Source organism: Ensifer sp. WSM1721 (assembly GCF_000513895.2).
Classification (GTDB): Bacteria; Pseudomonadota; Alphaproteobacteria; order Rhizobiales; family Rhizobiaceae; genus Sinorhizobium.
In genome coordinates, this window is the sequence record NZ_CP165783.1 from 1,220,394 (window position 1) to 1,245,785 (window position 25,392).

27 protein-coding genes are annotated in these 25,392 nt (G+C 62.4%); 14 read left to right on the plus strand and 13 right to left on the minus strand.

The window, feature by feature from the left end:
- The 3 genes from M728_RS23265 to M728_RS23275 all read left to right on the plus strand — a co-directional run bounded on the left by M728_RS23265 (position 1) and on the right by M728_RS23275 (position 1,796).
- A complete protein-coding gene (locus M728_RS23265) occupies positions 1-642 on the plus strand; it encodes an alpha/beta family hydrolase (RefSeq protein WP_026621023.1) in 642 nt (213 codons plus the stop codon).
- Between the two features lie 5 nt (positions 643-647).
- Positions 648-1,421 (plus strand): exodeoxyribonuclease III, encoded by a 774-nt coding sequence (gene xth / locus M728_RS23270; protein WP_026621024.1) that lies wholly within the window; start codon positions 648-650, stop codon positions 1,419-1,421.
- Positions 1,422-1,595: 174 nt separating this feature from the next.
- The gene (locus M728_RS23275) at positions 1,596-1,796 is read left to right on the plus strand and encodes a DUF2905 domain-containing protein (RefSeq protein ID WP_026621025.1); all 201 of its coding nucleotides are present in this window, start codon (positions 1,596-1,598) and stop codon (positions 1,794-1,796) included.
- Between the two features lie 64 nt (positions 1,797-1,860).
- On the opposite strand, the gene M728_RS23280 is transcribed toward M728_RS23275, so the two are convergent.
- A complete protein-coding gene (locus M728_RS23280) occupies positions 1,861-2,322 on the minus strand; it encodes a YbhB/YbcL family Raf kinase inhibitor-like protein (RefSeq protein WP_026614609.1) in 462 nt (153 codons plus the stop codon).
- A gap of 599 nt (positions 2,323-2,921) precedes the next feature.
- On the opposite strand from M728_RS23280, the gene glgA reads away from it, so the two are divergent.
- From glgA to M728_RS23295, 3 genes are all read left to right on the plus strand, one after another.
- The gene (glgA, locus tag M728_RS23285; protein ID WP_026620746.1) at positions 2,922-4,382 is read left to right on the plus strand and encodes a glycogen synthase GlgA; all 1,461 of its coding nucleotides are present in this window, start codon (positions 2,922-2,924) and stop codon (positions 4,380-4,382) included.
- Positions 4,383-4,622: 240 nt separating this feature from the next.
- Entirely contained in the window at positions 4,623-5,525 is a 903-nt protein-coding gene (locus M728_RS23290; protein ID WP_026620747.1) for a DMT family transporter, read from the plus strand.
- Positions 5,526-5,654: 129 nt separating this feature from the next.
- Positions 5,655-6,434 carry an ABC transporter substrate-binding protein gene (locus tag M728_RS23295; protein WP_026620748.1) on the plus strand — a complete coding sequence of 260 codons (780 nt, stop codon included), beginning with the start codon at positions 5,655-5,657 and terminating at the stop codon, positions 6,432-6,434.
- 494 nt (positions 6,435-6,928) lie between these two features.
- Here the strand turns inward: M728_RS23295 and M728_RS23300 are convergent, their stop codons facing one another.
- The 3 genes from M728_RS23300 to M728_RS23310 all read right to left on the minus strand — a co-directional run bounded on the left by M728_RS23300 (position 6,929) and on the right by M728_RS23310 (position 9,663).
- Positions 6,929-8,200, minus strand: a complete 1,272-nt coding sequence (locus M728_RS23300; RefSeq protein ID WP_084044483.1) for an adenylate/guanylate cyclase domain-containing protein — start codon at positions 8,198-8,200, stop codon at positions 6,929-6,931.
- Between the two features lie 3 nt (positions 8,201-8,203).
- Entirely contained in the window at positions 8,204-8,755 is a 552-nt protein-coding gene (locus tag M728_RS23305; protein WP_026620750.1) for a methylated-DNA--[protein]-cysteine S-methyltransferase, read from the minus strand.
- Between the two features lie 470 nt (positions 8,756-9,225).
- Complete coding sequence (locus M728_RS23310) at positions 9,226-9,663, minus strand: hypothetical protein (protein ID WP_026614615.1); 438 nt, start codon at positions 9,661-9,663, stop codon at positions 9,226-9,228.
- Positions 9,664-10,225: 562 nt separating this feature from the next.
- Here M728_RS23310 and M728_RS23315 point away from each other — a divergent pair.
- The gene (locus M728_RS23315; protein ID WP_026620751.1) at positions 10,226-13,186 is read left to right on the plus strand and encodes a calcium-binding protein; all 2,961 of its coding nucleotides are present in this window, start codon (positions 10,226-10,228) and stop codon (positions 13,184-13,186) included.
- Between the two features lie 516 nt (positions 13,187-13,702).
- Here the strand turns inward: M728_RS23315 and M728_RS23320 are convergent.
- The 5 genes from M728_RS23320 to M728_RS23340 form a co-directional block, all read right to left on the minus strand.
- On the minus strand, positions 13,703-15,019 hold the full coding sequence (locus tag M728_RS23320; protein ID WP_026620752.1) for an HlyD family type I secretion periplasmic adaptor subunit: 1,317 nt from the start codon (positions 15,017-15,019) through the stop codon (positions 13,703-13,705).
- Complete coding sequence (locus tag M728_RS23325; protein ID WP_026620753.1) at positions 15,016-16,776, minus strand: type I secretion system permease/ATPase; 1,761 nt, start codon at positions 16,774-16,776, stop codon at positions 15,016-15,018. Before M728_RS23325 ends, M728_RS23320 begins: the two co-directional genes overlap by 4 nt.
- A 320-nt stretch (positions 16,777-17,096) precedes the next feature.
- Complete coding sequence (locus tag M728_RS23330; RefSeq protein WP_034883617.1) at positions 17,097-17,426, minus strand: hypothetical protein; 330 nt, start codon at positions 17,424-17,426, stop codon at positions 17,097-17,099.
- A 218-nt stretch (positions 17,427-17,644) separates the two neighbouring features.
- Positions 17,645-18,088 (minus strand): universal stress protein, encoded by a 444-nt coding sequence (locus M728_RS23335; protein WP_026620755.1) that lies wholly within the window; start codon positions 18,086-18,088, stop codon positions 17,645-17,647.
- A gap of 158 nt (positions 18,089-18,246) precedes the next feature.
- Positions 18,247-19,344: a DUF475 domain-containing protein gene (locus M728_RS23340; RefSeq protein WP_026620756.1), complete on the minus strand. Its 1,098-nt coding sequence runs from the start codon at positions 19,342-19,344 to the stop codon at positions 18,247-18,249.
- 420 nt (positions 19,345-19,764) lie between these two features.
- Here M728_RS23340 and M728_RS23345 point away from each other — a divergent pair, with 420 nt between their 5' ends.
- The 7 genes from M728_RS23345 to M728_RS23375 all read left to right on the plus strand — a co-directional run bounded on the left by M728_RS23345 (position 19,765) and on the right by M728_RS23375 (position 23,254).
- The gene (locus tag M728_RS23345; protein WP_026614620.1) at positions 19,765-20,016 is read left to right on the plus strand and encodes a DUF982 domain-containing protein; all 252 of its coding nucleotides are present in this window, start codon (positions 19,765-19,767) and stop codon (positions 20,014-20,016) included.
- A gap of 191 nt (positions 20,017-20,207) precedes the next feature.
- Positions 20,208-20,498 (plus strand): DUF982 domain-containing protein, encoded by a 291-nt coding sequence (locus tag M728_RS23350; protein ID WP_026620757.1) that lies wholly within the window; start codon positions 20,208-20,210, stop codon positions 20,496-20,498.
- Positions 20,476-20,718 (plus strand): DUF982 domain-containing protein, encoded by a 243-nt coding sequence (locus M728_RS23355; RefSeq protein WP_026620758.1) that lies wholly within the window; start codon positions 20,476-20,478, stop codon positions 20,716-20,718. Before M728_RS23350 ends, M728_RS23355 begins: the two co-directional genes overlap by 23 nt.
- 183 nt (positions 20,719-20,901) lie before the next feature.
- The gene (locus tag M728_RS23360; RefSeq protein WP_026620759.1) at positions 20,902-21,333 is read left to right on the plus strand and encodes a low affinity iron permease family protein; all 432 of its coding nucleotides are present in this window, start codon (positions 20,902-20,904) and stop codon (positions 21,331-21,333) included.
- A gap of 122 nt (positions 21,334-21,455) precedes the next feature.
- Positions 21,456-21,821: a hypothetical protein gene (locus M728_RS23365; RefSeq protein WP_026620760.1), complete on the plus strand. Its 366-nt coding sequence runs from the start codon at positions 21,456-21,458 to the stop codon at positions 21,819-21,821.
- Between the two features lie 3 nt (positions 21,822-21,824).
- Positions 21,825-22,607, plus strand: a complete 783-nt coding sequence (locus M728_RS23370; protein ID WP_026620761.1) for an SDR family NAD(P)-dependent oxidoreductase — start codon at positions 21,825-21,827, stop codon at positions 22,605-22,607.
- A 338-nt stretch (positions 22,608-22,945) separates the two neighbouring features.
- Positions 22,946-23,254, plus strand: a complete 309-nt coding sequence (locus M728_RS23375) for a DUF6074 family protein (protein ID WP_026620762.1) — start codon at positions 22,946-22,948, stop codon at positions 23,252-23,254.
- Between the two features lie 127 nt (positions 23,255-23,381).
- Here M728_RS23375 and M728_RS23380 read toward each other — a convergent pair whose 3' ends face one another.
- From M728_RS23380 to M728_RS23395, 4 genes are all read right to left on the minus strand, one after another.
- Positions 23,382-23,648, minus strand: a complete 267-nt coding sequence (locus tag M728_RS23380; protein ID WP_026614627.1) for a DUF982 domain-containing protein — start codon at positions 23,646-23,648, stop codon at positions 23,382-23,384.
- A complete protein-coding gene (locus tag M728_RS23385) occupies positions 23,636-24,115 on the minus strand; it encodes a CBS domain-containing protein (protein WP_026620763.1) in 480 nt (159 codons plus the stop codon). Before M728_RS23385 ends, M728_RS23380 begins: the two co-directional genes overlap by 13 nt.
- A gap of 299 nt (positions 24,116-24,414) precedes the next feature.
- Positions 24,415-24,681, minus strand: coding sequence for a hypothetical protein (locus M728_RS23390; RefSeq protein WP_026614629.1), 267 nt, complete (start codon positions 24,679-24,681; stop codon positions 24,415-24,417).
- Between the two features lie 198 nt (positions 24,682-24,879).
- On the minus strand, positions 24,880-25,164 hold the full coding sequence (locus M728_RS23395; protein ID WP_026620764.1) for a DUF1236 domain-containing protein: 285 nt from the start codon (positions 25,162-25,164) through the stop codon (positions 24,880-24,882).
- Positions 25,165-25,392 lie beyond the last annotated feature (228 nt).

Here is a 25,392-nt window from a genome sequence, read left to right on the forward strand (position 1 = left end):
ATGGACGGGAAATTCATGTTCGACGGGCCGGACGATGCCCCCGTCACCATTCTCCTTGCGCACGGCGCCGGGGCACCGATGGACTCGGCTTCGATGACGGCGACCGCCAAGGCGCTGGCCGCAGCAGGCTTTCGCGTCGCGCGCTTCGAATTCGGCTACATGGCGGCGCGACGCACCGCAGAGGGACGCAAGCCCCCGCCACGCGCCGAAACGCTGAACCCGGAGTACCGGGCGGCCGTCGCCGAACTCGGCGCGAAGAGCCCGCTGGTTATCGGCGGCAAATCGATGGGCGGGCGTGTCGCAAGCATGATCGCCGACGAGCTCCTGGCCGCCGGCAAGATCGCCGGGCTCCTCTGCCTCGGCTACCCCTTCCATCCTCCGGGCAAACCGGAGCAGCTTCGAACGAAACATCTCGCCGATCTCAAGACGCCGACGCTGATCTGCCAAGGAACCCGAGACGAATTCGGCACGCGCGAAGAGGTTTCGGGCTACGCGCTTTCCGACAGGATCGAGATCCTCTGGCTCGAAGACGGAGACCATGACCTGAAGCCGCGCAAGAGCATCTCCGGCTTTTCGGCCGCCGATCATCTGAAGACAATGGCCGAGGCGGTCACCAAATGGAGCGCCGGCCTCGCGCGCTGAAAATCATGAAAATCGCCACGTTCAACATCAATGGCGTGAACAAGCGGCTCGAAAATCTGCTGGCCTGGCTCGCGACGGCCGAGCCCGACATCGTCTGCCTGCAGGAACTCAAGGCGACGGACGGGCAATTTCCGAGGGGGGCGATCGAAGCCGCAGGCTACGGTGCGGCCTGGCGCGGACAGTCGGCCTGGAACGGCATTGCCATCCTCGCCCGCGATAGCGAACCGGTGATCACCCGCGTGGAATTGCCCGGTGATCCGTCCGACGTGCAGAGCCGCTACATCGAAGCGGCGGTGAACGGCATCCTGATAGCCTCGCTCTATGCGCCGAACGGCAATCCGCAGCCGGGCCCGAAATTCGACTACAAGCTCGCCTGGCATGCGCGCCTCAACCTGCACGCGGCCGAACTCTTCGAGACGGGCCTCCCGGTGGTGCTGGCCGGCGACTACAATGTCGTACCGGAACCGCGGGACATCTATCCTACCCGTTCCTATGACGACAACGCCCTCGTCCAGCCCGAAAGCCGCGCTGCGTTTCGAAGATTGCTCGACCAGGGCTGGCTCGACGCCTTGCGCAAAGTCTATCCCGAGGAGCAACTCTTCACCTTCTGGGATTACCGGCGCAACCGCTGGCAACGCGACGCAGGCCTTCGCCTCGACCATGTTCTTTTAAGCAGAAAGCTCACGCGCCGATTGAACGGCGCCGGCATCGACCGCGAGGTGCGCGGCCTTGAAAACGCGAGCGACCATGCGCCGGTTTGGATCAGCCTGCGCGATTGAGCAGGTCTGCATTACAGCGCCGTGCGTCTTTTCAGACGCACAAAGGACGCTGTAGCACTATGAATTGCTGCATGTTTTTGTCCTTAAATCGGGTACGATTTAAGGAAACATGCAGTAGCCGCAAACATGTGGCATATAAGGGGATCGATCATCGGCTGAGTGCAGTTGTCACCAATGTCCCGAATCCTGATCATCATCGGTCTCCTCATCGTGGCGGTCGGCATTCTCTGGCCCTGGCTCGCGCGGTTCGGGTTCGGCAGGCTGCCGGGCGACATTCTGATCCAGCGCGAGAATTTCACCTTCTACCTGCCGATCACCACGGGCCTGCTTTTCAGCATCGTGCTTTCGCTGATCCTATGGCTGATCAATCGTTGACCGCGCTAAAGGCGGCCGGCGACGGACACCGTTGCGGGAGCATATCCTCGACATGTGTCGCGGATTAACGCTGGTACGTGCCGACGATCACCGCTTCGCGGATCAGATGCTTGCACGCTCTCTTCCAGGCCTCCGCGGCGCCCACATCCTCCGGGATGGAGAGATTGCCGACATCGAGTGCCGCAAGCCGGAACCGGTAATGGTGCACGCCGGTCCCGGGCGGGGGCTGGGGGCCGTCGTAGCGGGCGTTCCCAAAGTCGTTCTTGATGAATTTGATCGCGTGTTCCGGGCCGGTATCCACGGCCTGCGGGAGTTCGGTCCGATTGCCCGGAATATTAATGATCGCGCAATGGCGGAACAAGCCGCTCACGGCATCCGGATCCTCAACGATCAGAGCAAAGCTCTGCGTCCCGTCGGGCGTACCCGTCCATTTCAGCGGCGGGAACAGGTTCTCACCGAGACGAGTATATTTCTGGGGAATCGGCTGGCCGTCGGCGAATGCGGGACTGATCAAGCTGAAAGTCATCACCTGTCTCCTTCGATCTGGTCAACGGAAACGACCGTGGCACGCTACAGCGCCGTGCGTCTTTTCAGACGCACAAAGGACGCTGTAGCACTTTGAATTGCTGCATGTTTTTGTCCTTAAATCGGGTACGATTTAAGGAAACATGCAGGAGCCCCAAATAAAGCGGCCAGCGCCCATGTTGCGCCCACCTTGCTGGGAACGCCAGAGTCCGGTGCGCGGACGGTCAAGAAAAGGCCTCGCCGAGGCGAGGCCGAAAGACGAACCAGCATAGGAGTGACCGCCATGGAGCTACCTTGGTCACGTGAAGACCAAACACGCTCCCGTACGATCCAGCCGCTAAACCGCAACCAGGCAATTATGTTCCGCCACGGCGAACAAATTGCCCCCTCTCCTTCTTCCAATGCGCAGTCGGTCGGCCGCGCCGAACGGCTGGATTCGCCTCGAATGGAGCTTCGTGCGGCAAACGGTCCGGCTCCGGAGTCCGACCTCGCGCGCCGGCAAAATTTCGCCGGACGGCCGGAACTTTGACGGTCATGTTCGTGTTGATGGGGGGCATGCCGGCGCGGGTCCCAATCAACACAATTCCCGGAACATGATCGATGAACATATTGTCCGTCACGGCCGAGATTTTTCCACTGGTCAAGACCGGGGGGCTCGCCGACGTTGCCGGATCGCTCCCCAAGGCGCTCAAGGCCCACGGCATCCATACGCGCAGCCTCGTGCCAGGATATCCCGGCGTGATGCAGGGCTTGCGCGAGGCGTCACGGATCACCGAATATGATCGTCTTTTTGGCGAACGCGCCACGCTGCTGGCCGGGCGGGCCGATGGGCTGGAGCTCTTCGTGCTCGACGCGCCGGCCTTTTTCGACAGGCCCGGCGCCCCCTATGCGGACAAGTACGGCCACGAATACGCGGATAATTGGAAGCGTTTTGCTGCCCTCTCCTGCGTCGCATCGCAAATCGCTCGCGGCCTCGTACCGAATTGGCAGCCCGACGTCATCCACGCCCATGACTGGCACTCCGCGATCAGCCTCGTCTATCTGAAATATTCCGGCGATAACGGCGTATCCAAGGTGCTGACCGTCCACAATCTGGCTTTCCAGGGACAGTTTCCTGCCCATTGTTTTGCCGAGCTCGGCCTACCGAGCGAGGCCTATTCCGTCGACGGCATGGAATATTACGGCGATGTCGGATATCTCAAGGGCGGGCTGCAAGTCGCCGACGCGATCACGGTCGTCAGCCCCACCTATGCACGGGAAGTCATGTCTCCGGCCTTCGGCATGGGCCTCGAAGGCGTGATGAATGCACGCCACGCGGACGTTATCGGCATCGTCAACGGAATAGACACCGACGTCTGGGACCCATCGTCGGACTCCAACATCGAGCACCCTTATTCGGCGCGCACCCCTTTGCGCCGAATACCCAACCGGCAAGTGCTGCTCGATCTCTTCGGCCTGCCGAATACCTGCGGGCCGGTCTTCGCCAGTGTCAACAGGCTGACCTGGCAGAAGGGCATGGACATGCTGGCGGAAGTTGCCGACGAAATCGTCAGGGGTGGTGGCGCGCTCGTCGTCCTCGGACAGGGCGATGCCGAAATCGAGCGCGCTTTCCTCGAGCTCTCGAGACGGTTTCCGCAACGTGTCGGTGTGAGGATCGGCTATGACGAGCGGCTCGCCCACAAAATTCATGCCGGCGCGGATGCCATGCTCGTTCCCTCCCGCTTCGAACCCTGCGGCCTGACGCAGCTCTATGCGCTGCGCTATGGTTGCGTGCCGGTCGTTGCCCGCACCGGTGGCCTGTCGGAAACGATCATCGATGCCAATGATGCGGCGCTCCATGCAAATGTAGCGACCGGCATACAATTCGCGCCCATCGACGCGCATGAGCTCCGGCATGCGCTCCGCCGCACCTTCAAGCTCTACCGGCGTCGCCGCGAGTGGGAGGGACTGCGCCGGCAGGGCATGAAGACAGACTGCTCCTGGCATCGCAGTGCCGCGCGCTATGCGGAGCTTTATGGCGAACTCCTGTGCCCCGACATCCGCTTGGCCGGCAGCGCGTAGGACGCAGGCGGCCGGAAAATCAACAGCACCATCTCCATCGTCTCCGGCATCGAACGGGCCAAAGGCTCGCCCGTCTCGCCGCAGGCAAGCGGCGCGGTTTGCGGCCATTCGCAATCGTGATGAATCGATCAGCGATCGAGCATGGATCGCCGAGCGCGAATATGCCAAAGGCGGAGATCGGGGGAAGCGGGGCGGAAGCTGCCCGCACGCTCCTCATCCCCGTTCAGGAGGAATGCGCTCATGGCCGTCGACAGCGTCCCCGGCACCCTTGTTCATCAGCCAGGCGCCGCCCGTGCCGGCGTCATGATCATGCTCATCGGCATGCTGATGTTTTCACTGAACGACGTCATGGGCAAGTGGCTGGTCGCCACCTACTCGGTCGGCCAGGTGGTGCTGATCCGCAGCCTCGCCGCCGCCCTCCTGCTCGCCCCCTTTCTCTGGCTCAACGGCGCGCAAAAGCTTTTCGCCCTCGAGCGGCCCGGCCTTCAGTTTGCCCGCGTCGTCGCCTCGACGGCGGAGGTCGTCTCGTTCTATTTCGCCGTCGTCTACCTGCCGCTCGCGGACGTCATGACCTATTGGCTGGCGGCGCCGATCTATGTCGCGGCGGTTTCGCCATTGGTCCTCCGGGAGCCGGTAGGCTGGCGGCGCTGGAGCGCGATCGCCATCGGCTTCGTCGGTGTCCTCATCGCGCTCGAACCGTCCTCCCAAGCCTTCACCGTGCCTGCCCTGATCTCGATTCTCGGCAGCATGTGCTTCGCCTTCATGATGATTTCCGGTCGTTCGCTGCGCGGCACCCCGGACACGACGCTCGCCTTCTGGCAGATCGTCGGCGCGGCGGCGGCCGGCCTGGTATGGGCGCCCTTTGACTGGACGCCGCTCAAACCGCTCGACACGGCGCTGCTCGGCCTTCTCGGCGTTGTCGCCATGCTCGCCCACGTCCTCGTCAACCGAGCGCTCAAGCTCGCCGACGCCGCAACGGTCGCGCCGCTGCAGTACACGCTCCTCTTCTGGGCGATCGTCTTCGGCTGGCTGATCTTCGGCGACACGCCCCGGCTGTCGATGGTGCTCGGCGCCGGCCTCATCGTCGCCTCCGGCCTCTTCATCTTCTTCCGCGAGCAACAGCTCAAGCGACAGGGCGGTTGATATAGGCACCGGCGCAGAGATCAACAGAAACAATACCGATTATCGCACCTATCGATTTCGCTTATGTGAAGTCTGCCCGTAAAGTTTCTCCGAAACGCCGACAAAGGCGTAGATACAAGGGGAACGAACATGCGAAACCGGATCCTGCCGCTGGCGCTCGTCTGTGCGGCACTGCTCTCGTCAACGGTTGCGGCCGCCGCGACGCTGAAGATCGGCACCGAGGGCGCCTATCCGCCCTTCAACTTCGTCGATTCGACCGGCAAGATCGGCGGCTTCGACGTCGAGATCGGCTTAGCGCTCTGCGAGCGCATGAAGGTCGAGTGCGAGGTCGTCGCCCAGGATTGGGACGGCATCATCCCCGGTCTGCTCGCGAAGAAATACGACATGATCATCGCCTCGATGTTCATCACCGAGGAGCGCAAGAAGCAGGTGGCCTTCACCGAGCCCTACTATCTCGCCGCAATGACACATGTGGCGCCGAAGGGTGCGGGACTTACCGAGTTCAGCAACGAAGCGCTGAAGGGCAAGGTAATCGGTGCCCAGTCCGGCACCACCCAGGCGGACTATATCGCCGCCCTTTATCCCGATGCGGAGATCAAGCTCTATCCCACTCAGGACGAGGCCAATCTCGATATGGTCAACGGCCGGCTCGACCTGCAGGTCGGCGACATGCTGCCGATGCTCGATTGGGTGACGAAGAACGACGACGGCAAGGGCTGCTGCGAACTTATCGGCGAGCCGATTACAGACAAGAAGTTCGTCGGCGATGGCGTCGGCATTGCGGTCCGCCAGGAGAACAACGACCTGCGCGAGAAGCTGAACAGGGCACTCGCCGAAATCCGTTCCGACGGAACCTACAAGAAGATCAACGACAAGTACTTCACCATCGATGTCTACACGATGAAGTGACGATGGTGTCCCTCTGCAGGGCGCCTACGCTTGCCGCCTCTGTGCCTCCCGCATCGCATCAAACGAGGTGAGGCACAACTCGGCCCAGAGATCCTGCAAGGCTTCGCTTGCCGTCAACAAATCGCGTCGGCATTGGCAAGTTTCATTTGTAGAGCGGTTCGATCTACTTGAGAGGCCAGTTGCTCTGCGGTTCTATAAAGAGACTGTGCATGCCGCAGCGTAAAATGAGGTGCGCCGATGATTTCGGAAAGCCGCCGGGCAAAGGCCTCGGCGGATTCCCTTTGCTCGCGCCGTGTCGCGGCCCAGTCGTGTCTGTGTTGCAAACTCCGCTTCCGAAGCATCCGGCCTTACGCCCGTCACGTTGACGATTGCATTGCCATAGTACTGCATCCCCAACGGGAAAATAAATAACCCGGACGGAGTAAGAGGTTGCATCGGTGCGGCAAGGCATGCGGCGAGCCGAGAAATGGCAGGAGGCCGGATGAGCCCGGCGCCTAGCTCCGTTTTCTTCCTGAGAAGGCAAAAATGTCGATCTCTCCGTCGAGCCCTCTCAACGGATAGGAACCAAGATTTTCCAGCTTTGCCGCGCATCCCGCCTTTTCCACGAAGGCTCGTGAGAGGAGCACCGGCCGCTTGAGCTCCTTGGTCAAACCTTCAAGGCGCGAGGCGATGTTGACCGCCGGTCCGATGACGGTGAAATCCAGGCGTTTGCGCGAGCCGATATTGCCGTACATGACATCACCCACATGGACGCCGATGCCGTAGCCGAGAGGGTCGTGGCCCTTGCGAAGGTTGTCCTCGTTGAGCTTGGACAAGGCGGCCTGCGCCTCGTCGATGGCGCCGAGAAGATTGCTGCAGGCGCACGGATCGCTGAGCGGAAAAATCGCCAGCAACCCGTCCCCCATGAACTTGAGGATTTCGCCGCCATGCCGCTCGATCGGCTCGGCCATGGCGTCGAAATAGCCGTTCAGCAGCTCGATGACGTCGTCGCGGGGCCAGAGGTCCGACAATTTCGTGAAGTCGCGAAGATCGCAGATCAGGATCGCCGCCCCGACCGTCACGCCACTGCCGCGAGTGGTCGCACCGGCCAGGATCTGCTCGCTCGCATGCGGTCCGACATAGGTTTCGAGAAGCGTTCGGGCGAGCCGGTTCTTCAGTCTGATCTCGCTGACGAGCGCCAGTGCCGGCAGAATGTCCTTCAGGAACGCCACATCATCGGGGCTGAAGCCACCCGGCCGGTCGCTCGCAAAGGTGATCGCGTGACGCTTGCCGAGCGTATGATGGAGCGGCCAGATGACATAGTCGGTAAGGCCTTCGGCCCGCAGTTCATCATAGAGTGGGTAATCCGGACCATCGGCCGTGGGGTCATCGAGATGGCAGCGCACCTCGTCTGCGCCGTTGTTGAATTCGTGCAAGGGACTATTCAGGTATTGGGTAGTGTCTTCGACCCCATAGGCGTAAGTGTCGATCTCCGCCTCCGTCAGCTCTTTTCGCCAGAGGATGCGTGCGCCAATCCACTGCGGGTGATGAATCCGGAAATGGAGCGTCGCACGGGCGACCGGCATGCCCGCTTCCGCCAATCTGCGGCACATTTCCACGAAGATGTTGTCGATGAAACGCTCGCCCCGTGTCTCGAGAACGAGCCAGTCGAGGACCCTGCGTCGCCGCTCCGGCCATCTCCCGTCACCGTCGCGAAGCGGACCTGAACGCGCCTCTGGCAGGGGCTGGATTGCGGCCTCCGCGCCGCCCGTTTTCATCATGGTCATTGTTCAAAATCCCAAGGATTGCTGCGCCGGTTCCGGCGGCCCGACACGCACGCCCTCCAGTTCGAGCATGCGCATCTTCGCCGACGAACCGCCCGGAGCCGAAAAGCCGCCGATCTTGCCGCCGGCTGCGAGCACCCGATGACAGGGAATGATCAGCGCCACTGGATTCTTCGCCATCGCCTGGCCTACGTCCCGCGCCGCCTCCGGCCCCGCACCAAGTTCCTTCGCCAGTGCGCCGTAGGTCGTCGTTCGGCCCCAGGGAATCCTCCGCGCGGCGGCATAGATCTGCCTGAAGAAAGCATCCTGTCCCGCAAGATCGAGTTCGAAGCCGGAAAAATCCGTCTCCTCTCCCTCAAAATAGCGCTCCACGGCGGCAACCGCCTCTTCGACGGTCGGCGGAGGCTCCCGAGGCTCGGCCTCCGGCAGACGCCGCAAGAGCAGCCGCTCCGTGGCCGCGGCACTTGTCGTCGGCAATTGGAAGCGCGTGATGCCGGCATCGCGCCAGGCGATTCCGCAGTATCCAGCCGCAGTTTCGAAGATGTGGTAGTGATGCATGGCCGGCCTCCCACAGCGCTTCGATCAGAAGCACGAAGATCGCTGTAGCACTTTACGATTGCAGCACATGGGAAAATCGTGCGCCCGGGCTTGGAATTCAACCCGTTTTCCATGCGAAGTCGTGCAAAAACGACCTAACTGCATGTTTCTTAAGTCGTAGTCGGTTCAAGGAAACATGCGGTAGCCGGTTGGCGTTTCGCCGTCCGGGCAGCTGCGTTCAAAAAATGCGCGGTCTCCGGCCTTGCCGGAAACCGCGCAATTTTGCCCGTCCCACTCTGCTGCCAGAGGACAAGATAATGCAAGCAGTCCACAACGCGCCTCGTGAACGAGGACGCCGAATCATCGCATCGAAACGTCCGCCCCGGACATGGAGGCGATGGGAGCGCCGCGGATCAACGAGTCGCAAACGTCCACCTCGCGACCCGCCTCCTCGGGCGGCCGCTTCGCGCGGTCCTGTCAAATCGTCTGCCTTAGCCGAAGAACATCTGGCGCAGCCGAGCAAACATGGTTGGCTGTTTCTCGACCAGCAGCGCGCGGATGTGGCGGGCGGCCGTCGATGCGCTGACCGTCGCGCCGAAATGGCAATAGCAGATGACCTTGTGCAATTGCTCGTCACTCAGCTCGAAGAACCGCTTCGCTTCGCCGTAGCTGTCGTTCTCCATTCCGGCGGTCCGCAAGACGGGATCATCGAACGCTACGGAGATTGGCGAACCGTCGCCACGCATGGCGGCCCGGACTCTCGCCGGCTGATACTCAGTCTCGTGCAGCGTCGAAAGGCGTCTGTGAGGATCCCGCTCCAGGAGTTCCGCCCAACGTTGTAGGCGCTCCGTGCGCGATAGCGTCCGGCGTGGAAAGTCCTGTTTGACCTCGGCGACGCCCTGTAGCTGCTCGATTGCTTGATGCTTCATTGTGACCTCCTACTCTGACGATAGTTGGTCCCCCATTTCCACCTCATCGGCCCTATAAACGTGACTCCAACCAGTCGCGAAGTCCAATCACGAAAATGCCTCGGGCGGATTTAAAGCGCGATAATGTGCGGAATCCGCCCGCGGGCGCGTCCGCTGCACCCTACGCCGGCGCCCGTCTCGTCGGCGCCCGAAATCCGCGCGCTCCGGACGACCGGCGCGTCGCAGCTCGTTCCATGCGGAGCGCAATCATAGGTAGCCATCGCTTACGTATATCCGAATAATTGACTGTTCCCGCGGATACACGGCTTGCGTTTAGAGTCGTCGATATATGCAGACGAGAGCGGCAGGGACCGTTCTCTCCCTCATGCAACCGCATGAAGGAAACGGTTCGGGGGCCAACCTTTGCTACGACACGTCTTCTGATCCAATCGGCGCCAGTCGTTCGCATCGAGCGGACGAGGTCCTCAAGGCGCCTCTTCGAACTTCAATCGACCTACCGCCGACGCACCGCTTCGGCGCGAGGCAATGCATGTCCCGATGCAACTTCAACAAGGACAACTATATGGCAAATATTATCGGAACGGCCGGCAGCGACGTCTTGACCGGCAGCGATCTCGAGAATGACTTCATCATGGCGCTCGCCGGCGACGACGCGCTGAACGGCGGCATGGGAAGCGATATGCTGATGGGCGATGAGGGCAATGATATCCTCAACGGCTCATTCCAGAGCGACAATCTGTCAGGTGGTGACGGCCACGATACGCTGAACGGCAACAGCGGCAGTGACAGTCTCCAAGGAGGTGTGGGCGAGGACACAATCAATGGGGGCAGCGGCCGCGACTTCATCATCTCCGACCTCGAAGACATGTCCGGCGATATCGTCAACGGCGGCTCCGGCACGGACATGGCGATGCTCGATTACTCCGCGAACACCGCCGGCCTCAACATCGCCATCAAGGACTGGATCTCGCCGCAGACGCTGACCGGCGGCATTCAGTTGACGAACGTGGAGGCCTTCAGCATCACGGGCACGGATTTCGCCGACATCATCACCGGTGGCAATTATTCCGACATGCTGATGGGCGGCATGGGCGCAGACAGGCTGTCGGGCGGCCGCGGCCATGACCTGCTCCAGGGAGGAGACGGCAACGACACGCTGAACGGCGGCTACGGCTTCGACCTCATTAATGGTGACGCTGGCATCGATACGATCACCGGCGATGCCGGCGCCGACTTCCTGAGCGGCGGCGACGGCGACGACAAGGTCTATGGCGGCAACGACAACGACGCGCTGACCGGCGGCGCGGGTGCCGATAACCTCGCCGGCGATGCCGGCGACGATACGCTCGACGGCGGCATCGGCGACGACCGGATCGACGGCGGGGCGGGCAACGACACCATCACTTATGTCTACGGCGAGGGTAAGGACACGATCACCGATACGAGCGGCAGCGACCGACTTATCGTCCGCAACTTCACCGGCAACTTCACGGCAAAGGCGCCGGCCGACGTTAACACGCTCGCCGGCGGGACCACCTTCTCGGGCATCGAGCATTATTCGATCTATGCGGCGGGCTCGACCGCCAACAGGATCGTCACTGGCGCGGGCAACGACCACGTGGATGCGGCCGGCGGCGACGACATCATCGATGGCGGCGCGGGCAACGACACGCTCAATGCCGGCATCGGCCGCGACAACGTCGGCGGCGGCATCGGCAATGATCAGGTCACGCTCGGCGACGGCGGTGCCGACAAGGGCGATGGCGGCACCGGCACGGATACGGTGATCGTCGACCGCCGTTCGCTGACCACCGCGCAGAGCTTTTCTGCCACCGGCAGCACTGCGACGCTTTCCGACGGCACGAGCCTCACGAATTTCGAGCATTATCGTGTCTCGTTCGGTTCGGGCAACGACGTGGTGAAATCGGTCGGCTCGGCCTTGAGCGTCCACTTCTACGGCTATGGCGGTAACGACACGCTGATCGGGACCGCCGGCAATGACCTGCTCGATGGCGGCGAAGGCAGCGACACGCTGAACTCGGGCGCGGGCAACGACGTGATCCGCGATTTCGGCGGCAAGAACTCCATCAATGCCGGCGACGGCAATGACGTTGTCACGGTCGGGGATGGCGCCGCAACGGCGAACAACACGGTGGACCTCGGGACCGGCAATGACAGCTTCACCCGCACGGCCTCGACGGGAACGCTCGTCGTCGACGGCGGCACCGGCACCGACTTCGCCGCCATCGACTTCAGAAAATACACGGCGGGCATCACCTTCAAGCTCGCGCCGACGGTTACTGCGACCAACGCTGTCACGGTGAAGAATGTCGAGCGGGTGGCGCTCATCGGCGGGACCGGTAACGACCTCTTCGGCGGCGGCGGCCTCGACGACCAGCTGCGCGGCGGTGCCGGCAATGATAACCTGAGCGCCGGTGCGGGCAACGATTTCGTCTCCGGCGACGCCGGCGGCGACACGCTTCGGGGCGGCGCCGGCAACGACACCATCTACGGTGACAGCGCCGGCACCACGGGTGGCCGCGATACGATCTATGCCGAGGACGGTAATGACAAGGTCTTCTCCGGCATCGGTGACAGATCCGACGGCGGCACCGGCACCGACGTGCTGAACCTCAATGTCGCCGAGCAGACGAAGGACATCACCTTCAACTTCTCGACCGGCACGGTGAACGTCGATACGACGACCTCCTTCAATGCCTTCGAAGCGCTCGAATATACGGGCAGCAAGGGCAAGGACACGGTCGCCGGCGGTGCCCTGAACGATCGTTTGGACGGCATGTCCGGCAATGACATTCTCAGGGGCGGCAATGGCAACGACGTGCTCAGGGACGGTGCCGGCGACGACCAGCTCTTCGGCGACGCCGGCAACGACACGCTGACCCGCACGGTCCATTCCGGCAAGGATGTCTTCGACGGCGGCCTCGGCGTCGACACGCTGAGTTTCGTGGACGGGGCCACATCGGTTGTTCTCGACCTGCAGAGCCAGGCTAAGAACAAGGGACTGGCGCTCGGCCTCACCGTGAAGAACTTCGAAACGATCATCGGCAGCACAGCCGACGATGAAATCCGAGGAGATGCGACTGCCAATACCCTTTACGGCAAGGGCGCCGACGACATCCTTGATGGTCGCGATGGCAACGACATGCTGATCGGCGGCGCAGGCGACGACTGGCTCACCGGTGGGGCTGGCAACGACCGCTTCGTCTTCGATCTCGAGGGCCGCGACGCCGAGGGCGACGTCATCACCGACTTCGTCCGCGGCCAGGACAAGCTCGTCATCAGCAAAGGCGCCTACAATATCGCCGCCGGCGACACGACCGTGACTCTGGTAACCGGCACCGATCCGGCCGCCACCAGCGCCAAGGGCACCTTCCTGTTCGAAACGGACAACGGCCGCCTCTGGTACGATGCCGATGGCAACGGCAGCGCAGCCGACCTGGAGCTCGTCGCGATCCTGCAGAACGTCAAGACACTCTCAACCAGCGACTTCTCGTTCGTCTGAGAGAGTATCTCGAAAGAGAACGCCCGTCCCGCGAAAGCGGGGCGGGCTTTCTGCTGTTATGGTCCCGGAACGACGCCGATGTGGCAAAACGCGGGATGTCAACGTGTTACATAAGCGTCTGCCCCTCACTCTACAGCGCCGTGCGTCTTTCAGATGCACAATGGACGCTGTAGCACTTTGAATTGCTGACGCATGCTCGTTGCCCCACGCGGCCAATGCGGGGCGAGAGGGGTGCCGGGAGAATGTGGCCGGCAGGCCGGATGAGGGAGATTGGATCGATTCGCTCAGACGGCTTTCCCGCTCCGCAGAGCGCGTATCAATTCCACTTCCCGCGATCTCACACCCCAACCGTGGCGGTCCTCACACGACGCCTTAAGCGACCCGCATGTGAAAACACCCGCGCCGAAGGGCCCCCTCATCATGCGAATTTACAAAGAGAAACGGGCGCAGACCACGCCACGGTCCAGGCCTATTTCTTTCGCTGATATCTATCGCGCCGCTCCAGCGGCGCGCTGCTCAATCCTCCCGGAACGCGTGCCGCATCTGATCGGTAAGCGGCTTCGTCAGGTAGGAGATGACCGTGCGGTCGGCGATCTTGATGAACACTTCGGCCGGCATGCCGGGATAGAGCGAGAGGCCCTTGAGTTTGGCGAGGCTCTCCGGCTTGGGGTGGATGCGCAGCGGATAATAGGTGGCACCGGTGCGCTCGTCGGTGACCATGTCCGGAGCGACGGTCACGACCTCCGCCTCGACCTCGGGCGTGGTGCGCTGGTTGAAGGCGCTGAAGCGGATTTCGACCGGCTGACCGACACGGATCTGGTCGATGTCATGGGTGGCCACCCGGGCTTCGACGGTCAGATCGTCGGCCTCCGGCACGACGAGCATCAGCGTCTCGCCTGCATTGACGACGCCGTTGATGGTGTGGACCGCAAGCTGGTAGACGCGCCCGGGAAGCGGCGCGGTGATGTCGAGGCGGCGCAACTGGTCGGTCAAGGCGGTGCGGCGCTCCTCATATTCGGCGATCTTCGCCTCGACATCCGTCAGCTCCTTGGAAATCTCCGAGCGCCGGTCCTCGTCGAGCTGCAGGATTTGCAGGTCGATCTCGCTCGACTTGCCACGGGCCTGGGCGCGCGAGGCGATGTGCCGTCCCCGCTCGCCCTCGAGCTCCGCGCGCTGGCGCTTGAGCGTCGTCACCCGCTGCATCGGCACCAGCCCCCGACCATAAAGGGAATCGACGCCGGTCAGTTCCTCCGCGATCAGCTTCAGCGCGTCCTCGATCGCCTTCAATTGCACCGTGAGGCCCTCGGTCTCGTCGGCGAGCTGCGCCTTCCTCGATTCGAGCTGCCCCTTCATGCCGGTCAGCGCCGAGCGACGGCTTGCGAAGAGCTTCTGCTCGCCGTCGACGAGCTTCGCCGCCGCCGCGCCGGAGATGAATTTGGCGAGGTCCTCGCCGATCGAGAAGGAGGCCGCGCCGATGCGCTCGGCCTGTAGCCGGGCGCGGCGGGCATAAAGCTGCGCCAAGGTGCTCTCTACGATCGCGAGATTGGCGCGGACGGTGGTCCCATCGAGACGGATCAGGACTTGGCCCGCCTCCACCCGATCGCCCTCCTTGACCAAGAGTTCACCGACTATGCCGCCGGTCAAATGCTGGACTTTCTTGACATTGTCGTCGACGACGACGACGCCGCCGGCGACGATCGCGCTCGACAGCTCCGTCGTCGCAGCCCAGCCGCCGACGCCGACGACAAGCGCAAGCGCGAGAACGGAGACGCCCATCATGTGGCGCGAAAGCGAACGGCGCGCATTCGACGATTGTTGAATGCTGCCGCTCATTGTTTCGCCTCCTGGCCATCCGTGACGATTTTCAACGGTGACGGTCGCTCGACCTGCGGTGCTCGAAGCACCTTACCGAGGACTTCCTCCTTCGGGCCGAAGGCCTGCATACATCCCTCATTCATCATCAGCACGAGGTCCACGCTCGTAAGCGCACTCGGCCGGTGGGCGATGACGACGACGATGCCGCCGCGCCTACGCACATTCATGATCGCCTCGTTCAGCGCCTGCTCGCCTTCCGCATCGAGGTTCGAATTCGGCTCGTCGAGAACGACGAGGAAAGGGTCGCCGTAAAGCGCCCTTGCGAGTGCCACACGCTGGCGCTGGCCGGCCGAGAGCGCCATGCCGCCCTCTCCGATCTCGGTGTCGTAGCCGTTTGGAAGGCGGAGGATCATGTCGTTGACGCGCGCAGCTTTGGCAGCGGCGACAATCGCCTCCGAGGTCGCATCTTCGGCGAAGCGGCAGATGTTCTGTGCCACGCTTCCCGCGAAGAGCTCCACGTCCTGCGGCAGATAGCCGATGTGCTTGCCGAGCGCATCATTGTCCCATTGGTCGAGGGCCGCACCGTCGAGCCGGACCGAGCCGCGATAAGCGGGCCAGACGCCGAGAATGGCGCGCGCCAGCGACGATTTCCCCGACGCGCTCGGGCCGATGACGCCGAGCGCGCTGCCGGCATGCACGGTGAAAGTCACGCCGGAGACGATGAGGCGCTGGGCCGCCGGCGGCCCGCTTGCCAATCCCTCGACGCTGAGCCGCTCGTGCGGGCTGGGCAGCGCCAGCGGCCTTTCCGCTTCCGGCAAGGCCTTGAGCATCTCTTTGAGGCGTTGCCAGCTCTGGCGCGCCGAGACGAGACCGCGCCAGTTGCCGATGGCAAGCTCGACGGGAGCGAGCGCCCGGGCGGTCAGGATCGAGCCGGCGATGATGATCCCCGGCGATGCCTGCCCCTCGATGACGAGGACGGCGCCCGCCGCCAGCACGCCCGATTGCAGCGCCATGCGGAAGACCTTGGAGAGCGCGCCGTAGCCGTTGCCGATATCGGACGTGCGCCGGTTCTCTTCGCGGAAGTCGGCATTCCGCCGCTCCCAGAGCGCGGTCAGCCGCCCCGACATGCCCATGGCCTCTACGACTTCGGCGTTGCGCTGCGAGGACTGGGCGAAAGCGTTGCGCAGGCCGGCCGCCTCGGCAGCCTTCTTGGCAGGCGCCTGTGTGCCGCGATTGGTGAGATAGGTGAGCAGCGTCAGAATGAGCCCACCGCCGACCGCCACCAGGCCGATGACCGGGTGAAACAGGAAGCAGATTGCGATATAGAAGGGCAGCCAGGGAAGGTCGAAAAGCGCAGCCGGCCCGGCGCCTGAAAGGAATGCCCGAACCTGATCGAAGTCGCGCAGGGCCTGAAGCCCGTCCCCCTGCATCTTCAGTTTCAGGGGCGCCTTCACGACCGCCCGATAGATCCGCCCGCTCAAACTCTCGTCGAGGGCGCCGGCGATGCGCACGAGCATCCGCCCGCGGATGAGCTCGAAGGCTCCCTGGAAGCTGTAGAGCAGCAACGCGAGAAGGCAAAGTGCGATCAGTGATGGAATGCTCCGGCTCGGCAGCACCCGGTCGTAGACCTCGAGCATGAAGAACGAGCCGGTCAGATAGAGAATGTTGACGAGCGCGCTGGCAACGCCGACGCCGATGAAGGCCGTTCGGCAGTCGCGTAGGGCCGAGGCGGGATCGGCACTCCTGCCGCTTGATGTTGCTGCAAAGTCAGTCACTAGTTATCGTCCCCCGATCGGCTCGTCTGGCCCCGCACGGCCTTCCCTCACTGTTCCGGCAAAGCGCCGAGAAATCAAAAAATGCACTCCCCCTCGAGTCCCGCTGGGTCGCACCGGTCCACGTTTCTTTCGAATATAGCACGGAAGAGTTGTTCGCCGAGACAGTGGTGTACTCAAAACTATTCCTGTTGGCCACCGCCGTCGAATCACTTGCAGAATGTGATTGCCACCAGCTTTCGATCGCGCGTCATCGGCGGGGTTTTCGGCGCGCTTCTGTTCCGCAGCTTTGGGCTCGCTGCGGCGCTCGACCGGCGATGCCATCACTCAACAGTGACGTGCGCGTCCGGCCAACTGTCCATGCCTATTGCTGCCGCTGCGACGGCACAGCCTTCGATGTTGGCGCCCCTTCCCCAACTCGCAGCAAGGCTCATCAATTCTTCCATTTCCTTCCTGAGCCGGTGCCATGCCAAAAGATCCTCGGCGTGGGGCACGTTCGTGCGCGGGTCGTAGAAGCGGCCGATCTCGTCGCCGGCGTCTTTCCGGGCGGCCTCCAGCCGTCCTTTAAGCGCGTTCAATTCGTCCTTCAGCTCGAAATACCGGCGCATCACCGCAATCAGCGCAAGATCGTTCGCAGTCGCGTTCAAGAGCATTCCTCCGCGTCGTTTCTGCATCGCAGGCCGGCCGGGGAAGCTCCCCGCCCGACAAGGAACACGCCCCTTCGCGCAAGACTTTGGCCCTTTTCCGGCACGGCAGGAAAAAGGTCGGCAGCGGAGTGAGAGGATGTTTCGCCCGCGATTGTGCGTGCCTCGCCAGCTATTGGGGAACAGGCCAAGACGTAATCGGGCGTGGGTTGCGATCGACCGCGGGGCTATTCTTTCCTGTAGACGAGCACGGGAATCGTCGAATGGGTAAGCACCTTGGCAGTGATGCTGCCGATGATCAGGGCGCCGACGCCGCCGCGTCCATGTGAAGCCATGACGATGAGGTCGGCGCCGATTTCCTCGGCCTTCCTGATAATCACACGATAGACTTCGTGGCTGCGCACCTGATCCGTGGCGCACGGAACGCCAGCCCGCTCGGCCTTCACTTGTGCGGCAGCAAGCGTCTCGGCAGCATGCTGGCGGGAGATCGCCTCGTACTCCTCACGCGTGCTGCCCAGTTGCTCGACGTCGGCCGAGAGGAGGTGGAACGGTTCCGTCACCGTGAGGACGGTGATCTTGGCGTCGGTCTCCCTGGCAAAGGCGATGGCAGCGTCCACTGCAAGCGTGGCAAGAGGAGAGCCGTCGGTGGGAACAAGAAGGTTGCGGAACATGAAAGCCTCCGATCATGGTCGGGTTCACGTTAGCCGCATCGTGCTGGATCGCATTGACTTGGATCAATTACTTTAGTTTCCGCTTATTTATATTGAAAAGCGAGCACAAAAAAGACCCGGCGGAGCAACCGCCGGGTCGTGTGTTTCGAAATTGCCGCTCAGGCTTCGACGCGCCTCCGCCCTCGCGCGTCATCTTCGACGCCCTCTTCCTCCCGCCTGTTGTGGCGGATGGAGGACCAGAGCGACAGACCGATGAGGGCGGCTCCGCCGAGGCCGGTGATGACTTCGGGGATGTGCATCAGCGTCTGAAAATACATGACGACCGACAGGATGAGGATCGCATAGAAGGCGCCATGTTCCAGATAGCGGTATTCGCTGAGCGTCCCCTTCTCGACGAGCATGACCGTCATGGAGCGGACATACATCGCACCGATACCGAGGCCGATGGCGATGATGAAGAGGTTCTGCGTCAAGGCGAAGGCGCCGATGACGCCGTCGAAGGAGAAGCTCGCGTCGAGCACCTCCAGATAGAGGAAGGCGCCGAAACCGCCCTTCGCGGCCGCGCTCATTGTCTGTTGCGATGCGTCGAGCAGCCCGCCGACGACCTCCACGACGAGAAAGGTGAGCAGACCGTAGACGCAGGAGTGGACGAAGACGACAGCTTCTTCCCCTTCGAGCAAGGTCGAGAAGCCGAGGATGAGCGCAAGCACAAAGGCGATCTCGATGCCCTTGATGGTCGCAAAGCGCGACATCCGACGCTCCAGCCACGCGATCCAGTGAATGTCCTTCTCATGGTCGAAGAAGTAGGTGAGGCCGACCATCATCAGGAATGTTCCGCCAAAGGCGGCGATCGGCAGATGCGCCTCGTTCATGATGCGCGCATATTCCTCGGGCCGCGCCGCGGCCAGAACGACCGCTTCGATCGGACCGATATTTGCCGCAATGACGACGATCAGCAGCGGAAAGACGATGCGCATGCCGAAGACGGCGATGAGAATGCCCCAGGTCAGAAAGCGCTCCTGCCAGACCGGGGTCATGTCCTTGAGCTTGTTGGCGTTGACGATCGCGTTGTCGAAGGACAGCGAGATCTCGAGAACCGCGAGCACGGTGCAGATGAAGAAGACGGTCGCCATGCCGCCGAGGGTACCGGTCGACTGCCAGCCGATCCAGGCGCCAAGCACTAGGCCTGCCGCTGTAACGATGAACGCCCATTTGAAATAGCTGAGCGCAGTGGTTTGCGAATTGGGTTTGGTCATGAGCGAACCTCCCCTCCGCGCGACGTGGCAACGTTGGCAAAAGGGAGATTCCTAACGAAAAAAAAACGCACAGCCGAATAGGCGCATGCGTGAGGCATGAGATGAGTTTTCATAGTAGCTAACCCGCCGGCTTGATTTGCTGGCGGTACCGACATCACGAGAGCGCCGTAAACTCTCGCCAGAGGGGCCCGGCACCAATGTTCATCCCGCGTTCCGATGTCCAAGAGCGGGATGCCACTTAATTAGCAATGCCGCGCGTCGCGTCAAGGGTTGAGCGGCGGGCTCTTGCCGCCGCCGGTGATGCAGTCCCGGGTAACCCCATACGTGGCGTTCTCGACTTTGTTCTCCTTTTCCGGGTGGAACCAAAGCCCTGGTCTGCCGGTTTCTTTGGACCGGCAACAACCCGCGAGGCAAAGTGTCATGCACTGTTTCTGGTGGGATAAAAGCGTCGAACTGGAGCTCGGAGAGACGGGTAAATATCGCGACGTGAAAAGTACCCGCGAGGCTGTCGAATGCCTCCTGCTGCGTTGGCCGCAGCGGGACGGACGCGCGCTGGCCGCGGCCAAGCGGACGTGCCTCCAGGCGCTCGAAGGCAAGGTCAAGACCGAAAAGGCCCGCAGGGCCTTCATAAAGGCGGCGGAAGAGGCGCATATCTTGATCCGCAGCCAATAGCAGCCGAGGCCGTCCAATCGCCAAGCCCTTGGCGGGTCCGCGATGAGGGCTTGGTCTGCGAGGGGCCGGCGACACCGTTCACTTCGGGACGGCGCGCCCTAAATAGGGTTCATCAAATCGAGGGTGCGCACTGTGCACAGCGCCCATTGCCTCGCATCGCGATATGCCGGACCCGCGCAAGGAAGCAAGCCATGTACGAGATCCCCTGGGGCAAGCCCGTGAACGTCAACATGCTGGACGGCAGATGCCGAACCGTTATAGGCCCGCTCGACGCCATGAAATGCCTGCAAAGCGAATGGCCCGTGAGAGACGGCGCCTATTACGGCTGCGCGGTCCGCGCGTGTAATGCGGCTCTGAGACACAAGAAACGGCCCGAAGAGGCGCGGGCCGCCTTCATCGCCGCTTCGCGAGAGGCCTTTCTGACGGTCCTGCCTGGCGTGGAGCAGGAGGTGAAGGACGATGGAAACCGGGCCCTGGAATGAATGCGTCCCCGTTCGGATGCCGAACGACACGACGATCCACATGGTGTCGAACACGCGCCAGGCGGCGGAGCTGCTCATGAAGCACTGGCCGATCAGCCACGGCAAGGCCTATGAGAATGCGGTCGAAGTTTGCCAGGCCGCGCTCGAACGCGATTACCCTTCTTATGTAGCGCGGGCCGCCTTTGTCGCAGCAGCGAAAGAGGCACGCGTCATTCTGTGAATAACGGCATCGGCCGTCGCAGCCCCTGTTCGTTCGAGACCCTACAGCGCCGCGCGTCTTATCAGCCTTTTTGACTTGCTGCATGTCTCCTTAAATCGATCTCGATTTAAGGAGACATGCAGTCGGGAACTCTTCGCCAGGCCTGCGTGTTGATCAGCGGATCAACGAACCTTGGGGTCTCGAATGCAGAAGACCAATGAATTCAGCAAATTTGCAACCGCCGTTGCGGAGTATTCCGGGCGCCCCGCCATTTTCGTCCTGGCGCTCACCGTAGTCGTGGTGTGGGGTCTAACGGGCCCGCTCTTCGGCTTCTCCGAGACGTGGCAGCTCGTCATCAATACGGGCACCACGATCGTCACCTTCCTCATGGTCTTCGTTCTTCAGAACACGCAAAACCGCGACGGCAAGGCGCTTCAGGCAAAGCTCGACGAGCTCATCCTCACGAGTTCGGCGGAAAACAAGTACGTCGGCATTGAAGAGCTGGACGAGAAGGAATTGAAGCGCATCAAGGAGATCCTCAAGCAGCACGCTCAGGACGAAGACACCCATGCGCTCCACGAGAAAGTCTCGCAGGTCGTTGGCCGGCGCTCGAAGGCCGGCGGCAAGCGAGAGTGATGGTCACCGGAGCGGACGGAACCAAAACACGCCGCATTCCGTTTTGGCTAACGAGCAGCGCGCGGCCGCGGAAATCCGAGCGGCGTAACGAAGCGCCGGAACGCGAACGAGGAGGCGATCCTATGCATCTCGTTGGGACGCAGGTCATACCGGAACAGGGTGGAAGAGCGGGCTTTACCGTCGAATTCGTCGGCGAAGGCGGTGAGATCGTTTCGGTCTCTCTGCGCAACGACACCGCGGCGAACCTCAACCGCCTGAATGCGGTCGAAAGGGCGCAGGAGGTCATGCGCGAGCTCGCAAATACCGATTGTAGCGCGGTGGAGGAGTCGCAGGATACTCCGCACATGCGCCGCAGTGCTCGCGGCGCCAAGGATACGGACGAAATGGAGAAGCAGCTCGACGAAGGTCTCGAGGATACGTTCCCCGCCAGCGATCCGGTTTCCGTCACCGTGTCGACCATTCCGACCGATCGCGCAAAGAAGCAATAGCCCATGGACTCTCGCTCACCCGTTGCCTTGGTGACGGGCGCCGGATCCGGCATCGGCAAGGCGACCGCGTTGGCGCTTGCCGCCGACGGCGTCAAGGTGGGGTTGCTGGCGCGGACCCGGCGGGCGCTCGATGAGGTCGCCGCGGAGATCGCGGGCGCCGGGGGCCAGGCACTTGTCCTCGAAGCGGACGTTGCGGACGAGGTGCCTATGCGCAATGCGATAAGGGACCTCGTTTCTAAATTCGGCCGGCTCGACATCGTCGTCGCCAATGCCGGCATCAACGGCGTCTGGGCGCCGATAGACGACCTGAAGCCGCTCGAGTGGGACAAGACCATCGCCATCAATCTGCGCGGCACCTATCTCACCCTGCATTTGACGGTCCCCCACCTCAAACAGGCGGGGGGCGGCGCCATCGTCGTCGTGTCCTCGATCAACGGCACCCGGACCTTCACGACCCCCGGCGCCACGGCCTATACCGCGACGAAGGCGGCACAGGTCGCGATCGTCCAGCAACTGGCACTGGAACTCGCAAAGCACCACATCCGCGTCAACGCCGTCTGCCCCGGGGAAATCGAAACGGGCATCGACGAAAGCACGAGCCTGCGGCATCCAGAGGAAACGGCAATCCCCGTCGAATGGCCGAAGGGGCAGGTCCCCATCACCGGTGGCAAGCCGGGCCGAAGCAGCGATGTCGCCGATGTCATCCGCTTCCTCGTTTCGGATCGCGCGCGGCACGTGACCGGCAGTCCGGTCTGGGTGGACGGGGGCCAAGGGCTGCTGCGGTAACATCAAAGGAAGCACGCGGTCCGGCGCTGAGCTAGGAACCGAACATGGAAAAGGGCCCCACCATTGCGGCGGGACCCGCCATTTGCGTCATGTCATTATTATTTGAGGAGCGCGCGGATCCGTAGGGGCTTTGCGGAGAGGGAACTTGTTCCGCGCGATCCGACCACCAAACTTCAAACAGAGCGAATTGTTCCCGGCCGCGCCACGCAAATCACACCGCATTTTTCCGGAAGTGAAAGGAACATCCCGAGGCCGGGCCGGTTCCCCGGTCGGCGGGCGAAGGAATCGTTAACTATCTTCCCGATAGAGGTGGCTTCTAGCGAATGCGGAGTGATTCGATGGCCGTTGGACGGAACCGAGGTGCGAGTGAGATCGAAAGCGGAGAGGTTGTCGCCTTTCCTCTGGCGGCGCGTTTAGGCGACGTGGAGCGCTGCGCCCGGGAACTCGACCGGATACATGGTAGCGCCGCCGTCGAGTATTGGAAGATCGAGTGCCGGCTGCTCGCCGAACAGCTTTCGGCGCTCGGCCTGCCGGACCCGGAGATCCGCCGAGAGGTCCTAGCATTTCAGGTGGAGGTCCAGATCGCAATGGCCGAGCGCTACCGAACGCATGCTACCGAACGGAGCCGATCCGACAGCCGGACGTAGCCGTCCCGAATCGGCGCGAAATCGATCACGGTTTGGAAGCCGGCTATATGAAAAACCCCATGGCCACGCCGTGGTCATGTGGCTGTAGAAGAGTTCTTCAGGGCGGAGGTCGCGGTCGCTGCCGCCTTCACTCTCCCGTCCAACTGTGCACGTGGAACTTGGCCTCCTCGGCCGCCTTGATGAAGGCGGTACGCGCGGCGTCGGGCTCGTCCTGCCCATCGATCACGCGATCGCAAGCTGCGAGCGCACTCCGTTTCGCCGGCCCGTCGGCGAGGGGCCAATGATTCTTGAGGCAGAGACATGCGTCGCGTGTGCTTTGTACCCGAAGAACGCGCTTAGGCGCCTCCAGGATGACCGCTTCACTCCACAGACGATCCTGCGTCAGGCATGACATTGCGACATTCCTTCAGGCTGGGCGCTGACGGGCGCTGGACGGTTCAGTCCTTCGAGCACCAGGCCGCCGAGTTCTGGGCTCGCGCGGGTGATGTCGGCCAGTGATATGATGCCGGCAGCCTGCCGCGTCTCGTCGACGACCACGAGGCGGCGTATCCTGAGGTCGTGCATTTTCTGCGCGGCGAGCAATATGCTGTCTCCCTCCTCGCAGGACTCCGCGGAGACCGTCATGAACTCGAACACGGCGGTCGAACTCGACAGGCCGCGTGCGACGACGGAGGTAAGGATATCGCGATCCGTTACGATCCCGAGTATCGTTCCGACACCCGGCGCTTCAACCGGTACGGCGCCAACGCCGGTCTCCTTCATCAGCCGGGCGACCGATTGCGCCGTATCGCTTGGAGATACCGTGAAGACCGGGTGCGACATCACGTCTCCGACGCGTAGCGGCTGCTCAGGGGCGACCATCGACGAGGCTCCTCCCATTGATCGAAGCCGGGACCGCGACTTCCTCTGCCGTCGACTTCTTGAGAGTGAGATCGACCCGATAGGGGACGATGACCTGGGGTTGCCAGGCATTCCGGCCCGATTTCTTTGGATTCGGATTCTCAGGCGGCCGGGCAAACCTCGGACGCTTCGTCAGTCGATGTCGCACAAGACGCTCCCTTCTCTTAGCGTAGACATGCGCGGCTAAAACCGCAGTCCGTTAACGCACCACTAGGGTTGCGGTTCCCCGCAATTTACCGCCGGCGCGTTTTGAGGCCCGCTCACTGCGGCGCCGCGGGCTCCGGATCCGCATTCGCTCGCGCCGTGGCATCGTTGAGGATGGAGGCGATTTCCGTCGTCATCGCATTCTGCCTGGCGAAGGCTTCAGAGGGGACGACACCCGGATCCTCCTCATGATCCTGGACGATCTGAGCTTCCTCGAGAAGGCGGTTGATCTCCGCCCAGACGTCGTCGTGGCGTGCGAGGGCCGAGAGCACGGCCACGAGGACCTCTCTGTGGGCGGCCAGCCGAAACTCGATATTTTCCATGTGGGACCTCCCGATATGTGCACCAACGGATGCCCTTTGATGCGGCGACCGGCAGCCGCGATGCGCTCGTGGATCCCGGCCATGCGCAGTTGCAAAGATTGCAGCGCCGCGCGTCGGAAAGACGCACGGCGCTTAATCGGATTGACAGAGTTGAAAGGGGCTTCCTCGCAAACTACGCGCCCCTATGTGCTTCAAATGCTATTGCAGGATTTCCACGACCGTACGCTGTTTGGGATTAACGACGACGCGCTTGTTGTTCACCACCGCATACCCGTAGTCGGGCTGATCCGGGATAGTGTGGATTTCCACGGTCTCTGGAAGCGGCTGTCCAACGACAACCTCGCCCTCAAAAGTGACCGAAGGCACATTCTGCTCCAACACGTAAGTCCTGACTTCGCCGGGCAGCACGACGGTTGTTTGGGCGATTGCCGACGTGCCCAGCGTCAGGAACAGTGCGGCTGTCATAGAGGCAAATCTCTTCATGGCGTTCTCCTTGTTGGGCTTTCCCAACTGGTGACATCGCTTTTGGTTCCCGCAAGGCGGGCTGCCGGCTCGGCCGCAACGACGGAAAGGATGGAACGACTTTCCGTCTTGTGAACCCTCCGCTCCGCACCCGCTGGCGTTTTGCCTTGCTCGCGAGCGCGACCCGCACCCGACGAAGCGCTTCGCGGCGTCGGTCTGTCGGCCTCTCGCGGCGTGAGCCTGGGGAAA